Genomic DNA, 12,879 nt, shown 5'->3' on the forward strand with positions numbered 1-12,879 from the left:
TCCGTGAGGTGAGTTCCTAGACAGCTCCCACCACACCGGAGGTCTTCGCCATGTTCAAGACCAGACCAGTGTCAACAACGCTCGTGATCAATACATCTAGGGCCTGTCCGGCGGATCACGGCCGGGGCCGGCCCTGATCCGCCGCCCACCCCCCCCAGGCGGTGCCCTACGGTTTCGGGTTCGTCCTCTTGGGCTTGCCCGAAGCCGCCATTCCGGCCGCCGTCGGCATGAAGTCGGCGAGCAGCTCGTGCGTCTCCTTGACCAGCGGGCGCAGGATCCGGAAGCGGGAGAGTGAGATCGCGCGGGCGGTGACCGGGGAGAGGCGCTCCACCAGGCGACGGCTGTTCGCCGCACCCTCCGAGCGGTCGTACACCCAGAACAGCACGAGGCCCATCTGCTGGAGCCACAGCAACTGCGGGAGGGCTTCCTTCAGTTCCGGGTCGATCTTGACCGAGGCGCCGGAGATGACCCGCCGGTGCACCTCGATCGCGGCCTCGCGCGGGCCCTCCGACTCGGGGGAGAAGGGGCTGAGCGGGCTGTCCGGGTCGGCGGCGTTCTTGAAGAACTGGGCCGCGAACTCGTGGTACGGCTCCGCGATGTCGAGCCAGCCGAGGTAGACCCCGCGGATACGGGCCGTCAGGTCCTTCTCGGGGCCGGTCAGGATGGGCTCCACGGCCGCCTGGTGCTCCTCGGCGATCCGGTCGTAGAAGCCCTGGACGAGGTGCTCCTTGGAGGAGAAGTAGTAGTACGCGTTGCCGACGGAGACCCCGGCCTCCTGGGCGATGGCCCGCATCGTCGTCTTGTCGTAACCGCGCTCCTTGAACAGCCGGAGCGCGGTTTCGAGGATGAGCGTGCGGGTCTGCTCGCTCTTGGGGGCCTTCTTCTCTTCGGCCTTCTTCTCTTCCGTCACAGGGGCGAGCCTAACCGGCACTCGGCCGGGTCTCGCCGGGCGGACCGGGCACCGCGCAGTGCCCGTCCGCGCAGGACCGGTCGTCCGCTCCCGGTCCCTTGAGGGCCTCGCGCCACTTCGCGGCGGCGAGGACGGTCACGCGGGCGAAGGGCTGTCCGGCGGGGGTGGCCAGCCAGTGGGCCTTGGGCCGGTGCTCGGCCAGGGCCCAGAGGCAGACGATCCAGGCGGAGGCCTCGCGGTAGACCTGCCCCCGGTCCCCGATCACGGTGATCTCCCGCAGGGTCGCGGCGTGGTCGAGGGCCGGGAAGAGGCGCCGTGCCTGCTGCGAGCCGGCCGGTACGAGGTCGAGCGGGACGAGGTGCCGCTGCCGGAGCAGCCAGTGCCTCAGGTGCACGCAGAGCGGGCAGTCGGCGTCGTACAGCACGGTCAGGCCTCCCACGGGGGTCGTGGGGCGCGTCGGGGCCGACACGTGGTCAGGCCTGCGGCGCGGGCGGGGCCCAGGGGCCGGCCTTGGGTGTGGTGGTCCAGCCCTGGGGGCCGACCGGCGGGACCTGTTCGCGCTCCATCACTCCGCGGCGGCGGATCTTGTTGAGCACGTACACGTTCCCGAGGTGCATCGCGCCGAGGACGAGCAGGACCACTCCGAGCTTGACGGAGAGGGCCTCGAAGAGGGCCCGGGCGTCGATGACGGCGGCGTCCTGGCTGAGGTAGAGGGCGACGAAGCCGAAGTTGACGAGGTAGAAGCCGACCACGAGGAGGTGGTTGACGGCTTCCGCGAGCTTCTCGTTCCCGTGCAGGACGTCGGAGAGGAAGATCCTTCCGTTGCGGCTGAGTGTGCGGGCGACCCAGATGGTGAGGCCCACGCTGATCAGCAGGTAGGCGATGTACGCGATGACAGTGAGGTCCATGCCCCACCCTCCCTTGAACGCGTTCAAAAGCTGGCGGTCATGACTGTAGACCTCTTCTTGAACGTGTTCAAGTCGTTTCAGGCGCCTGAGCCCGTCGAGGTGAACCGCCGCACCCCCGGAACCAGCGCCGTCCCCGCGCAGCACCCGCCCACCACCACCGCGGCCGTGAGCAGCGGCACGCGGGGGCCCCAGGCCGAGGCGGCGAGCGGGGCGAGGGCGTAGCCCAGGGGCGTCGAGGCCAGCGAGAGCAGCCAGTCGTACGAGGAGACGCGGGCGAGCGCGTGGGCGGGCACCGCCCGCTGGACCGCGGTCTCCCAGACGGGGGAGAGGAAGCCGAGCCCCGCCTGCGCGAGCCCGTACGCCGCGATCGTCACCGGCGCGGGCGCGGCGAGGGCGAGCAGGGCGAGCGGCAGCGCGTACGTGGCGAGGCCGAGGTTCGCGACGAGGACCGGGCGCCGGGGGCGGAACCGGTCGGCGAGCAGTGCGCCGAGGAGGAAGCCGACGGCGCCGACCTGGAGGAGGACGACCCAGGTGGTGCCGCCGCCGAGCCGCTCCACGGCGATGGCGGGCCCGAGGGTCATCAGGACGGCGGCGGCGCCGTTCCAGGCGCTGTGGCCGATGAGGCTGGTCCAGTACCAGTCCCGGGAGCGGACCTCCTGCCAGCCCTCGGCGAGGTCGGCGCGGAGCGAACGGCGCGGGATCCGGACGCGCTTCACCCGTACGGCGGTCAGGAGCAGGGCGCTGACGGCGAAGGTGGCCGCGTCCAGGACGAACGCCCAGCCGGGGCCCACGGTCAGGACCAGGGTGCCGGCGAGGGCGGGTCCGGCGAGGCGGGTGGCGCTCTGGGCGACGCCCATCGCCGCGTTGGCCCGGTGGAGGGACTCCTCGGTCACCGTGCCCTTGATCAGCGGCGAGCCGGTCGGCATCGCGAAGGCCCCGGCGGCGCCGCCCAGGGCCTCGGCGACCGCGAGGACGGCGAGGCTGGGGGTGCCGCCGAGCAGCTGGGTGCCGACGAGGAGCTGGGTGGCGCAGCGTACGACGTCCGTGGTGAGCGCGACCGTACGGGCGTCGAAGCGGTCGCCGACGACGCCTCCCACCGGGAGCAGGAGCAGCTTGGGGACCATCGCGCAGGCGAGGACGAGGGCGAGCGCCGAGGTGGAGCCGGTGGCCTTCAGGACGGCGAGGGCGAGGGCCGCGGGGATGGCGGCGTCGCCGAGGAGGGAGAGGGTGCGGCCGGTGAAGAGGAGGCGGAAGGAGCGGGTGCGCAGGGGGTGGGGGACGGGTGAGGGCGCGAGGGCGCGCGTCGGGGCTGCGGGCATGGGTCGCAGAGTATTTCGGTACCGAATCTTTCGTCAACGAAATACTTCCGGAGGGAAAGCCGCCCGTGCCGACGTACGATCACCCCATGGCGCCCCCCGAGGAACCGCGCGGACCGCGCGAACCGCGCACCCCGCGCGACTGGACCGACGACCACGTCGACCGCTGGCAGCCCGTCCTGCCCGGCCTCGACCCCGTCGTCGAAGGCGCGGTCACCCGGATGAAGAAGCTCTCGGTCCATCTGCGCCGGGTCAGGGAGCAGTCCCTCGTCGACTTCGACCTGGAACGCCACGAGTTCGACACCCTCCACAAGCTCGCGGGGCGCGGCGGCAGCGCCGCACCCTCCGAACTCGCCCAGGACCTCGACCTGGCCCCGGCCTCCGTCTCCGGCCGCCTCGACGCCCTGGAGAAGCGCGGCTTCGTCCGCCGCACCCAGTCCACGACCGACCGCCGCCGCGTGATCGTCGAACTCACCGACTCCGGCCACGAGACCTGGCTCGGCGCGATGGACGTCCTCGGCCACGAGGAGGAGCGGCTCCTCGGCGTGCTCGCCCCCGAGGAGCGCGACCTGCTCAACGGCCTGCTGCGCCGGATCATGGTCGAGGCGGAGGCGGGCGGCCCCGCCCAGCCCTGGCACGCCTGAGCCCCGGGGCCGTCGCAGGCGTCAGATGCTCAGCGTCCGCGCGTAGTTCAGCTGGCCCATCACCCAGTGGAAGGTGTCCGGGGTCGTCGCCGGGATCATCGTCACGTGGTGGCGGCCGCCGCTGGTCACCGTGATCTGGACGAAGCCGGTGGTCTGCTTCTCCTTCATCAGCAGGAACAGCAGGCCGAGGAAGCAGAAGAGGAAGAAGACGACGGCGAGGACGATCGCGACCGTCGGCATCTTCTCCTCGACCCGCGACATGTCCATCGCGTTCCACACGGCGCCCTTGAGGGGCATGTTCCCGGCCGGCGTGATGATCTGGTCGCCGACCACGACGATGTCACCGAGGCTCAGCACCGGCATTCCCGCGGCGCCCGGCCCGTACTGCGGCATCCCCGCGCCGCCCGGCCCGTACGGAGCCATCCCCGCGCCCGCCGGCCCGTACTGCGGCGGCACCGGCACGCCGCCCGGCAGGGTCGGCTGGTAGGGCGGCGGAGTCTGCGGGTACCCGTACGCGGGCGTCGCGCCCTGCTGCCCCGGCCCCCACTTGTACTCACCGTCCGCGTAAGGGTTCGGCTCGCTCATCAGTCCCCGACTCTCTGTGCAATGGAAAAACCCGGTGCGAGGGAAACGCCCGCGGAAAGGGGAAAGCCCGCTCCCGCACGCCGCAGCGTACAGAAGCGGGCTCCCCGGCCGGACAGGCTGTCAGAAACGACGCGTGATCAGCGCGCGCTTCACTTCCTGGATGGCCTTCGTGACCTCGATGCCACGCGGGCACGCGTCGGTGCAGTTGAACGTCGTGCGGCAGCGCCACACGCCGTCCTTGTCGTTCAGGATCTCCAGGCGCTGCTCGCCCGCCTCGTCACGCGAGTCGAAGATGAAGCGGTGCGCGTTGACGATCGCGGCCGGACCGAAGTACTGGCCGTCGTTCCAGAAGACCGGGCAGGACGACGTGCACGCGGCGCACAGGATGCACTTGGTGGTGTCGTCGAAGCGCTCGCGGTCCTCGGCGGACTGCAGACGCTCGCGGGTCGGCTCGTTCCCCTTGGTGACCAGGAACGGCATGACGTCCCGGTACGCCTGGAAGAACGGCTCCATGTCGACCACGAGGTCCTTGAGCACCGTCAGGCCCTTGATGGCCTCGACCGTGATCGGCTTCTCGGGGTTGATGTCCTTGATCAGCGTCTTGCAGGCGAGCCTGTTCTTGCCGTTGATCCGCATCGCGTCCGAGCCGCAGATGCCGTGCGCGCAGGAACGGCGGAACGTCAGCGTTCCGTCCATGTCCCACTTGATCTTGTGAAGGGCGTCGAGCACACGCTCCTTCGGGTCGATCTCGATCTGGAAGTCCTCCCAGACCGCGGCGTCCGACACCTCGGGGTTGAAGCGGCGGATCCGCATCGTGACCGTGATGTAGGGGGAGGCGGCGGAGTCCGCCTCGACCTTGTCCAGTACGGGGGTAGCCATCAGTACTTACGCTCCATCGGCTGGTAGCGGGTCTGGACGACCGGCTTGTAGTCGAGACGGACGGTCTCGGAGCCGTCCTCGCCGACCTCGCGGTACGCCATGGTGTGGCGCATGAAGTTGACGTCGTCGCGGTTCGGGTAGTCCTCGCGGTAGTGACCGCCGCGGGACTCCTTGCGCGCCAGGGCCGAGACGGCCATGACCTCGGCCAGTTCGAGCAGGTTGCCCAGCTCGATGGCCTCCAGGAGGTCGGTGTTGAAGCGCTTGCCCTTGTCCTGGATGGACACGTTCTCGTAGCGCTCGCGCAGCTCGGCGATCTTCTCGACGGCCGTCTTGATGGTCTGCTCCGTGCGGAACACCATCACGTTGGCGTCCATCGTCTCCTGGAGCTCGCGGCGCAGGTCGGCGACCCGCTCGCTGCCCGTGGAGTTGCGCAGCTTCTCGATCTGCGCGACGACCATGGACTCCGGGTCCTCCGGCAGCTCGACGAAGTCGTGCTTGGCGGAGTACTCGGCGGCGGCGATGCCGGAGCGCTTGCCGAAGACGTTGATGTCGAGCAGCGAGTTGGTGCCGAGGCGGTTGGCGCCGTGCACGGAGACACAGGCGACCTCGCCGGCGGCGTACAGACCCGGGACGACGGTGGTGTTGTCCGACAGGACCTCACCCTCGACGTTCGTCGGGATGCCGCCCATGGCGTAGTGCGCGGTGGGCTGGATCGGGATCGGGTCCGTGTACGGCTCGATGCCGAGGTACGTACGGGCGAACTCGGTGATGTCCGGGAGCTTGGCGTCGAGCTGCTCCGGCGGAAGGTGCGTCAGGTCCAGGTAGACGTGGTCGCCCTCGGGGCCGCAGCCGCGGCCCTCGCGGATCTCCGTGTAGATGGAGCGGGAGACGACGTCACGGGACGCGAGGTCCTTCATGACCGGCGCGTACTTCTCCATGAAGCGCTCGCCGTCCTTGTTGCGGAGGATGCCGCCCTCACCACGGGCGCCCTCCGTCAGCAGGATGCCCATGCGCCAGATGCCCGTCGGGTGGAACTGGAAGAACTCCATGTCCTCCAGGGGCAGACCGCGGCGGTAGCAGGCGGCCTGGCCGTCACCGGTCAGGGTGTGGGCGTTGGAGGTCACCTTGAAGAACTTGCCGGTGCCGCCGGAGGCGTAGATGACGGCCTTCGCCTGGAAGATGTGGAGCTCGCCGGTGGCCAGCTCGTAGGCGACGACGCCCGCGGAGTGCTTGACCCCGTCGACCTCGGTGATCAGCTGGTCCAGGACGTAGAACTCGTTGAAGAACTCCACGCCCTCCTTGACGCAGTTCTGGTACAGCGTCTGGAGGATCATGTGGCCGGTGCGGTCCGCGGCGTAGCAGGACCGACGGACCGGGGCCTCGCCGTGGTTGCGGGAGTGACCGCCGAAGCGGCGCTGGTCGATCGTCCCGTTGGGCGTCCGGTTGAACGGCAGGCCCATCTTCTCCAGGTCGAGGACGGCGTCGATGGCCTCCTTCGCCAGGATCTCGGCGGCGTCCTGGTCGACCAGGTAGTCACCGCCCTTGACCGTGTCGAAGGTGTGCCACTCCCAGTTGTCCTCCTCCACGTTCGCCAGCGCGGCGGCCATGCCGCCCTGCGCGGCGCCCGTGTGGGAGCGGGTGGGGTAGAGCTTCGTCAGCACGGCGGTGCGGCTGCGCTTCGTCGACTCGATGGCCGCGCGCATGCCGGCGCCACCGGCGCCGACGATGACGGTGTCGTACTTGTGGATCTTCATGACGTGGATTACCTCAGCCCCGTGCCTAGCGGATGTTCGGGTCGAAGGTGAAGATCACCAGCGTGCCCAGAAGGATGGTGAACACCGTGGCGGTGTACAGCAGGCCCTTGAGCCACAGGCGCGTGTTGGCCCGCTCCGCGTAGTCGTTGATGACCGTACGGAGGCCGTTGGCGCCGTGCAGCATGGCGAGCCAGAGCATCAGCAGGTCCCAGACCTGCCAGAACGGGGACGCCCAGCGGCCGGCCACGAAGGCGAAGCCGACCTTGGTGACGCCGCCGTCCAGGAAGAGCTGGATCAGCAGGTGGCCGAGGACCAGGACGACGAGGACCACGCCGGAGAGGCGCATGAAGAGCCACGCGGCCATCTCGAAGTTGCCGCGGGTCGCGCGCGGGGTCTTGCCCGTGCGCTTGCGGGGGGCCTCGATGTACGGCGCGGGGTTGTCCACGTCGTAGTGCGCGCCGCCCTCGACGGGGCCGATCGCGGTGGAGGTCGTGTCAGCAGACATGAGTGGCGTCAGCTCCCGAACAGTTCACGTGCGGCGTGGCCGAGGACGGGGTACAGCGAGCCCGCCATCAGCACGACCCAGATGCCCACGACGGTCCAGAGCATCTGCTTCTGGTAGCGCGGGCCCTTGGACCAGAAGTCCACGGCGATGACCCGGAGGCCGTTCAGCGCGTGGAAGAGGATGGCGGCGACCAGGCCGTACTCCAGAAGAGCGACGATCGGCGTCTTGTAGGTCGCGACGACCTCGTCGTACGCCTCGGGGGAGACGCGGACGAGAGCGGTGTCCAGCACGTGTACGAACAGGAAGAAGAAGATGAGGACGCCGGTGACTCGATGAGCCACCCAGGACCACATTCCTTCCCGGCCGCGGTACAGCGTTCCAGCCGGCACGGAAAAACCCTCCGGGAGCGGGGATCGGGGTCGGCCGGCTTCTCTGTCGGTCTGACCCGGCCGGGTACGGTCCACCGGCCCCGGTCATCGTAGCGACGAGTTGTCGGTTCGCTCGCCCGGGGTCCATCGGTGTGATCAAACAGGCACGGACGGACTATCGCACAGACCGAAATCGCCGTATTCGGGACGGAATCACGGCCCGGAGTGTCGTGATGTGCGCGGTGTGAGTCCCTCGGACAGCCGGAAGGCCAGCCGGGCGCGGGCGAGACGGCGGAGTTCGTCGGCGGCGATCACCCGCTCCTCCTCCGCTTCGTTGCCGAGACGTGACCGGATACCGGCCAGTACCTGGTCGAGGCGCTCCCCGGGACGCACCCCGTCGAGGCTGATCACGAACGCGTGTCCGAAGCTGCTCTCGTACGCGGCGTGGGCGGCCCGCAGCGCGGTCCGGGCGGCCGGCGGGGCGTCCGGATGCGGCAGCGCGGAGGACTCGGCGGCCAGCGCCTCGTCCAGATCGGCGCGGGAGAGGTCGTATCCGGCCTCGTCGGCGGCGGCGAGCAGGGCGTCCACCGTCGGGTACGGGCGGTGCGCCGCGACCCGTTCGGCCCAGCGCTCGCTGTGGCAGCAGGTGAGCAGCAGTGCCACCGCCTCGGCGGGCGAGGCCGCGTTGAAGGCGATCAGACCGCCGGCGTGCCGCGTGTGGGTCTGCTGGGCGGGTATGGCAGGCGTGTCCGTGGAGCCCGGCTTCCGGCAGGGGGCATGGGTGTCGCTGGTCAGCGTGGGCTCCGGTGCTCCGGGACGGACGGGGTGGGGTGGGTGTGACGCAACGTTATCGACGGGAAGAGGGAAGTGTCCGACGGATGCGCGATTTTCACCCGGAAGGGAGAGTTTCGGAACACATGATGGACGATCGGCTTCCGGCTCCGCCGACTGGTCCGACCGTCATCCGTACGGGAGGATTCCGAATGATGCGGTACTCCCTCCGGGGGCCTCGCCGGGCCTCCGCACTTCTGGCGACCGCGGTGGCGCTGGCCGCCGTGGCGGCCTGCTCGAACGATTCTCCGTCAGGTCCGGCCGGCCCGACGACCACGGCCGTGCCCACGAGCACCCCGCCGCCGCGCCCGACGCCCACCCCCACGCCCTCCAAGAGCTACGCCCTCTCCACGGCGCCGCGCACGGTTCCGGCCGTCCGCGGCCACGAGGCCGCCCGAGGCCCCGGCTGGAAGCCCGCGCCCACGGGCGGGGTCGTCCTCGCCGCCGGCAGCGAGGCCCTCGCCGACGAGGGGCGGCTGCTCGCCGGGGAGCTCGGCGTCCCGTACCGCGGGGCCGCCGCGGCCGGCCCCGGGGACGTCGAACTGGCCCTCGGCGGGACCGGCGCCCCCGAGTCGTACACCCTGACGGTCTCCGGCGGCCGCGTCCGGATCGCCGGGCCCGACGAGGCCGGGGTCTTCTACGGCACCCGCACCCTCAAGCAGTCGGTGAAGGCCACCGGCGCGATGCCCGAGGGCACGGTCACCGACCGGCCGGCGAAACCGCAGCGCGGCCTGATGGTCGACATCGCCCGCAAGTACTTCACCGCCGCCTGGCTGGAGGACCGCATCCGGGAGATGAGCGACCTGAAGCTCAACCAGCTCGGGCTGCACTTCTCCGACGACCAGGGCTTCCGGATCCAGTCCGACAGCCACCCCGAGGTCGTCTCCGCCCAGCACCTCACCAAGGCCGAGGTCCGCCGGATCCTCGCCCTCGCGGCGAGCCGCCACGTCACGGTGATCCCCGAGATCGACTCCCCGGGACACCTCGGCGCCGTCATCGCCGCCCACCCCGGACTCCAGCTCGTCAGCGCGAGCGGCCGGACCCCGCGCGGGACCGTCGACATCTCGAACCCGGAGTCGGCGAAGATCGTCGACGAGCTGCTGCGCGAGTACACACAGCTCTTCCCCGGGGCGTACTGGCACCTCGGCGGGGACGAATACGTCGCCCTGATGTCGAAGAACCCCGAGGCGAGCTACCCGAAGCTGGCGCGGGCCGCGGTCGCGGAGTACGGGCCCTCGGGCCGCGTCCAGGACCTCGCCACCGGCTGGCTCAACGACCGCGCGGCCGTCGTCCGCCCCACCGGCAAGACCCTCAGGGCCTGGAACGACGGCTTCTTCACCGGCGGGGTGGTGGCCCCGGACAGGGACATCGAGGTCGAGTACTGGACGGGCCGCGAGATCGGCGCGCGGCTGCCCGTCTCGTACCTGAGCGCGGGCCGCAAGGTGGTCAACCTCAACGACGACTACCTCTACTACATCCTGGGCGAACCGAACCGCTTCCCGTACCCCACGGGCCGCCGCATCTACGAGCAGTGGACCCCCCGCGTCCTGCGCGGCTCCACCCCCGTGCCGGCGCGGTACGACCCCCAGATCCTCGGCGGCCGGCTCGCGGTCTGGTGCGACCTCTCCCGGGCCCAGACCCAGGACCAGGTGGCAGCCGGCATCCGCCTCCCCCTCGCGGCCCTCGCCCAGAAGGTCTGGGACCCGACGCCGCCGACGCTGACGTGGGCCGATTTCCGGGTGCTTGCGGCGAAGGTGCACTGAGCGGGAAAACTGCAAGCATTCTGCTTGCGCTGCGACTAAACTTGTCGCATGGCCACTCTCTATGTGCGGGACCTGTCCGAGGAAGCGCTGACCGAGCTGAAGATAAGAGCTGCCCGCAATCGGCAGTCCCTCCAGGCGTATGCCCGGACTCTGCTGGAGCAGGAAGCGGCGACACCCTCGCTGGAGGACGTGATCGCCCGCATTCAGGAGCGGGCGACCGCCCACCTGTCGACGGACGACGTGCTCGACGAGATCGACCGGGGAAGGCGGCGCGAGTGATCGTCGTGGACGCCGGCGCGCTGGTCATGCTGCTGGCCGACGCGGGCCCGGTCGGCGCGGCGCTGCGGGAGCGGGTGAAGGGGGAGCGCCTGCTCGCCCCGTACCTCGTCGACATCGAGGTGACCTCGGCGCTCCTGGGACGGCACCGGGGCCGCAAGCTGACCGATCGTGAGCTGGGCGACGCCTCCGCGGCGTTCGCCGAGCTGCCGCTGCGCAGGGCGGAGCACCTCCCGCTCCTGCCTCGGGTGCGTGAGCTGTACGCCGACCTCAGCGCCTACGACGCCATGTACGTGGCGCTCGCGGAGGGGTACGACGTTCCGCTGGTGACCAGTGACGGGCGGATCCGGGACGGCGCGCGGGCCACGCGGGCCAAGTGCCCGGTGGAGGTGTTCGACGACAAGGCCCTCGGGCTCCGGTAGGACCCTAGTCAACGCCCCCAGGCCACTGGCATGATTCCGGCCGCGCAGTGACGAAAAAGCGCCCCCCGGCGCAGTAGTGGAAGTACTGCGTCCGCATCGGGTGGCGAGGAGGCGTCCATGACGTCGGGGAACGGCCGGAGCCTGCTGGAACTGATCGACAGGGCCGACGAGCGAGGACTGGCCGCGGCCGGGCTCGCCTGTCTCGACCGCTGTCTGCCGCTGCTCGCCCCCGACGGGGCCGACGCCCTGCGCCCCGTCTGGGCCGCCGTCGCGCGGGGCGACGGGGACGCCTGGGGCGAGGCCGTCGCCAAGGCCCGCGTCGAGGTGGAACCCGACAGCGCTGACGGTACGGAGGACGCCGAGGCCGTACGCGGGATGCTCGCGCAGGCCCCGGCGGTCTGGACCGCCGAGGCCCTGCGCACCTGGGCCGGTGACTGCTCCGTCGCGGCGCTCGCCCTGCACGGGCGGTACGACGCGGCCGAGGTGCCCGACGGGCTCGTCGAGCGCTGCCGGGCCGGGGACGCGGACGGCGCGGGCCCGCTGCTCGCCGGAGAGCTCCGCCGTCAGCAGGCCGTCCTCGAAACGGCCGCCCACGGCCCGACCGGACTGCGCCGGGCCCGTGAACTCTCCGTCGAGGGCGGCCGGGTGCTGCGCGCCGTCGTCTCCCGCCGGGCCCGCACCACCTGAACGGCAGACGCCGCCGGGCCGACCGCGGGGCCGGACCGATGACCGGGCCGGGCTGACCGCCGGGCCAGGCTGACCGCCCGGCTGGTCTGACCGGCGGGCCCGGCCGATCGCCGGGCCGGGCCCACCACGGGGCCGGGTCGGTCGCTCGCCCGGCGCCCGCTCGCCCGGCGCCCGCCCGCTCGGCGCCCGGCGCTCAGGCCTCCGGGGTCTCGATCGCGACCGAGGCGATCGCCTCGGCGATCTCGCGCTCCGCCGTGGCCTTGCTCAGGCCGAGGCCGCTCAGCACGCCCCGCCCGTCCTCGTGTTCCAGGAGGGCCAGCAGGATGTGCTCGGTACCGACGTAGTTGTGGCCGAGGCGCAGGGCCTCGCGGAACGTCAGCTCCAGGACCTTCTTCGTGTCCGCGTCGAACGGGATCAGCGCCGGGACCTTCTCGGCCTGCGCCGGCAGCGTCGGGGTCACCGCGTTGCGCACCGCCTCCTCCGTCACGCCGTGCCCGGTCAGCCACTTCATGGCGAGCGACTCGGGATCGACGAGCAGGCCGAGGGCCAGGTGACCGGTCGTGACCTGATCGTTGACGGCCGTCCTGGCCTCCTCCTGCGAGGCCACGACCACCTTGCGGGCGCGCGGGGTGAAGCGGCTGAACCCGGCGTTCGGGTCCATCGTGGCGGCGTCCGGCTCCTTCGGCACGAAGCGCTTCTGGGCCGCCTGGCGGGTGACGCCCATGCTGCGGCCGATGTCGGTCCAGGAGGCGCCGGAGCGCCGGGCCTGGTCCACGAAGTGGCCGATGAGGTGGTCGGCGATGTCGCCGAGGTGGTCCGCCGCCATGACGGCGGAGGAGAGCTGCTCCAGAGAGTCCGGGTGGACCTTCTTGATGGCTTCGATGAGGTCGTCGAGACGGACGGGGATGGTCGGGCCGACTGGATTCGTCATGAGGCAACCCTAGGTTGACACCCCCGCCACTGTCAATGACCGGTTGACACTCGTAGGGCGTACGAGGCCCCGGGATGCGCAAGGTCGCCCGAAAGGGTGA

The 12,879-nt window shown here is 71.0% G+C and carries 16 protein-coding genes; 5 read left to right on the top strand and 11 right to left on the bottom strand.

Annotated features, from left to right (window positions below):
* Nucleotides 1-166: 166 nt before the first annotated feature.
* The 4 genes from ACZ7HT_RS16585 to ACZ7HT_RS16600 all read right to left on the bottom strand — a co-directional run bounded on the left by ACZ7HT_RS16585 (nucleotide 167) and on the right by ACZ7HT_RS16600 (nucleotide 3,137).
* Nucleotides 167-910 (bottom strand): TetR/AcrR family transcriptional regulator, encoded by a 744-nt coding sequence (locus ACZ7HT_RS16585; RefSeq protein WP_471165748.1) that lies wholly within the window; start codon nucleotides 908-910, stop codon nucleotides 167-169.
* A 10-nt stretch (nucleotides 911-920) separates the two neighbouring features.
* Nucleotides 921-1,349 carry a thiol-disulfide oxidoreductase DCC family protein gene (locus ACZ7HT_RS16590; protein ID WP_471166470.1) on the bottom strand — a complete coding sequence of 143 codons (429 nt, stop codon included), beginning with the start codon at nucleotides 1,347-1,349 and terminating at the stop codon, nucleotides 921-923.
* A gap of 34 nt (nucleotides 1,350-1,383) precedes the next feature.
* A complete protein-coding gene (locus ACZ7HT_RS16595; protein ID WP_471165750.1) occupies nucleotides 1,384-1,818 on the bottom strand; it encodes a hypothetical protein in 435 nt (144 codons plus the stop codon).
* Nucleotides 1,819-1,895: 77 nt separating this feature from the next.
* Complete coding sequence (locus tag ACZ7HT_RS16600) at nucleotides 1,896-3,137, bottom strand: MFS transporter (protein ID WP_471165752.1); 1,242 nt, start codon at nucleotides 3,135-3,137, stop codon at nucleotides 1,896-1,898.
* An 86-nt stretch (nucleotides 3,138-3,223) separates the two neighbouring features.
* Between ACZ7HT_RS16600 and ACZ7HT_RS16605 the strand changes: the two genes are divergently transcribed.
* On the top strand, nucleotides 3,224-3,778 hold the full coding sequence (locus tag ACZ7HT_RS16605; protein WP_471165754.1) for a MarR family winged helix-turn-helix transcriptional regulator: 555 nt from the start codon (nucleotides 3,224-3,226) through the stop codon (nucleotides 3,776-3,778).
* 21 nt (nucleotides 3,779-3,799) lie between these two features.
* Here ACZ7HT_RS16605 and ACZ7HT_RS16610 read toward each other — a convergent pair whose 3' ends face one another.
* From ACZ7HT_RS16610 to ACZ7HT_RS16635, 6 genes are all read right to left on the bottom strand, one after another.
* On the bottom strand, nucleotides 3,800-4,363 hold the full coding sequence (locus tag ACZ7HT_RS16610; RefSeq protein ID WP_471165756.1) for a hypothetical protein: 564 nt from the start codon (nucleotides 4,361-4,363) through the stop codon (nucleotides 3,800-3,802).
* Nucleotides 4,364-4,483: 120 nt separating this feature from the next.
* On the bottom strand, nucleotides 4,484-5,242 hold the full coding sequence (locus ACZ7HT_RS16615; protein WP_471165759.1) for a succinate dehydrogenase iron-sulfur subunit: 759 nt from the start codon (nucleotides 5,240-5,242) through the stop codon (nucleotides 4,484-4,486).
* Nucleotides 5,242-6,996: a succinate dehydrogenase flavoprotein subunit gene (gene sdhA, locus ACZ7HT_RS16620; protein ID WP_471165762.1), complete on the bottom strand. Its 1,755-nt coding sequence runs from the start codon at nucleotides 6,994-6,996 to the stop codon at nucleotides 5,242-5,244. The genes ACZ7HT_RS16615 and sdhA overlap by 1 nt, the downstream gene beginning before the upstream one ends.
* Before the next feature lie 25 nt (nucleotides 6,997-7,021).
* Nucleotides 7,022-7,501, bottom strand: a complete 480-nt coding sequence (locus tag ACZ7HT_RS16625) for a succinate dehydrogenase hydrophobic membrane anchor subunit (RefSeq protein WP_471165764.1) — start codon at nucleotides 7,499-7,501, stop codon at nucleotides 7,022-7,024.
* 8 nt (nucleotides 7,502-7,509) lie between these two features.
* A complete protein-coding gene (sdhC, locus tag ACZ7HT_RS16630) occupies nucleotides 7,510-7,890 on the bottom strand; it encodes a succinate dehydrogenase, cytochrome b556 subunit (protein ID WP_015035721.1) in 381 nt (126 codons plus the stop codon).
* 192 nt (nucleotides 7,891-8,082) lie between these two features.
* The gene (locus ACZ7HT_RS16635) at nucleotides 8,083-8,664 is read right to left on the bottom strand and encodes a 2-oxo-4-hydroxy-4-carboxy-5-ureidoimidazoline decarboxylase (RefSeq protein ID WP_471166472.1); all 582 of its coding nucleotides are present in this window, start codon (nucleotides 8,662-8,664) and stop codon (nucleotides 8,083-8,085) included.
* Nucleotides 8,665-8,852: 188 nt separating this feature from the next.
* Between ACZ7HT_RS16635 and ACZ7HT_RS16640 the strand changes: the two genes are divergently transcribed.
* The 4 genes from ACZ7HT_RS16640 to ACZ7HT_RS16655 all read left to right on the top strand — a co-directional run bounded on the left by ACZ7HT_RS16640 (nucleotide 8,853) and on the right by ACZ7HT_RS16655 (nucleotide 11,848).
* Nucleotides 8,853-10,463 carry a beta-N-acetylhexosaminidase gene (locus ACZ7HT_RS16640; protein WP_471165767.1) on the top strand — a complete coding sequence of 537 codons (1,611 nt, stop codon included), beginning with the start codon at nucleotides 8,853-8,855 and terminating at the stop codon, nucleotides 10,461-10,463.
* Nucleotides 10,464-10,511: 48 nt separating this feature from the next.
* Nucleotides 10,512-10,742, top strand: coding sequence for a FitA-like ribbon-helix-helix domain-containing protein (locus ACZ7HT_RS16645; protein WP_471165770.1), 231 nt, complete (start codon nucleotides 10,512-10,514; stop codon nucleotides 10,740-10,742).
* Nucleotides 10,739-11,161 carry a type II toxin-antitoxin system VapC family toxin gene (locus ACZ7HT_RS16650; protein ID WP_471165773.1) on the top strand — a complete coding sequence of 141 codons (423 nt, stop codon included), beginning with the start codon at nucleotides 10,739-10,741 and terminating at the stop codon, nucleotides 11,159-11,161. Before ACZ7HT_RS16645 ends, ACZ7HT_RS16650 begins: the two co-directional genes overlap by 4 nt.
* 117 nt (nucleotides 11,162-11,278) lie before the next feature.
* Nucleotides 11,279-11,848 carry a hypothetical protein gene (locus ACZ7HT_RS16655; RefSeq protein ID WP_471165775.1) on the top strand — a complete coding sequence of 190 codons (570 nt, stop codon included), beginning with the start codon at nucleotides 11,279-11,281 and terminating at the stop codon, nucleotides 11,846-11,848.
* Between the two features lie 193 nt (nucleotides 11,849-12,041).
* On the opposite strand, the gene ACZ7HT_RS16660 is transcribed toward ACZ7HT_RS16655, so the two are convergent.
* Entirely contained in the window at nucleotides 12,042-12,779 is a 738-nt protein-coding gene (locus tag ACZ7HT_RS16660) for a Clp protease N-terminal domain-containing protein (protein ID WP_471165778.1), read from the bottom strand.
* Between the last annotated feature and the right edge of the window lie 100 nt (nucleotides 12,780-12,879).

This window comes from Streptomyces sp. NPDC037410, from assembly GCF_055602235.1.

What these genes read in the sequence shown, in the direction of transcription:
- ACZ7HT_RS16595 (WP_471165750.1), bottom strand. Translation starts at nt 1,818, where the DNA reads ATGGACCTCACTGTCATCGCGTACATCGCCTACCTGCTGATCAGCGTG.
- ACZ7HT_RS16600 (WP_471165752.1), bottom strand. Translation starts at nt 3,137, where the DNA reads ATGCCCGCAGCCCCGACGCGCGCCCTCGCGCCCTCACCCGTCCCCCAC.
- ACZ7HT_RS16605 (WP_471165754.1), top strand. Translation starts at nt 3,224, where the DNA reads ATGGCGCCCCCCGAGGAACCGCGCGGACCGCGCGAACCGCGCACCCCG.
- ACZ7HT_RS16610 (WP_471165756.1), bottom strand. Translation starts at nt 4,363, where the DNA reads ATGAGCGAGCCGAACCCTTACGCGGACGGTGAGTACAAGTGGGGGCCG.
- ACZ7HT_RS16615 (WP_471165759.1), bottom strand. Translation starts at nt 5,242, where the DNA reads ATGGCTACCCCCGTACTGGACAAGGTCGAGGCGGACTCCGCCGCCTCC.
- sdhA (WP_471165762.1), bottom strand. Translation starts at nt 6,996, where the DNA reads ATGAAGATCCACAAGTACGACACCGTCATCGTCGGCGCCGGTGGCGCC.
- ACZ7HT_RS16625 (WP_471165764.1), bottom strand. Translation starts at nt 7,501, where the DNA reads ATGTCTGCTGACACGACCTCCACCGCGATCGGCCCCGTCGAGGGCGGC.
- ACZ7HT_RS16640 (WP_471165767.1), top strand. Translation starts at nt 8,853, where the DNA reads ATGATGCGGTACTCCCTCCGGGGGCCTCGCCGGGCCTCCGCACTTCTG.
- ACZ7HT_RS16645 (WP_471165770.1), top strand. Translation starts at nt 10,512, where the DNA reads ATGGCCACTCTCTATGTGCGGGACCTGTCCGAGGAAGCGCTGACCGAG.
- ACZ7HT_RS16655 (WP_471165775.1), top strand. Translation starts at nt 11,279, where the DNA reads ATGACGTCGGGGAACGGCCGGAGCCTGCTGGAACTGATCGACAGGGCC.
- ACZ7HT_RS16660 (WP_471165778.1), bottom strand. Translation starts at nt 12,779, where the DNA reads ATGACGAATCCAGTCGGCCCGACCATCCCCGTCCGTCTCGACGACCTC.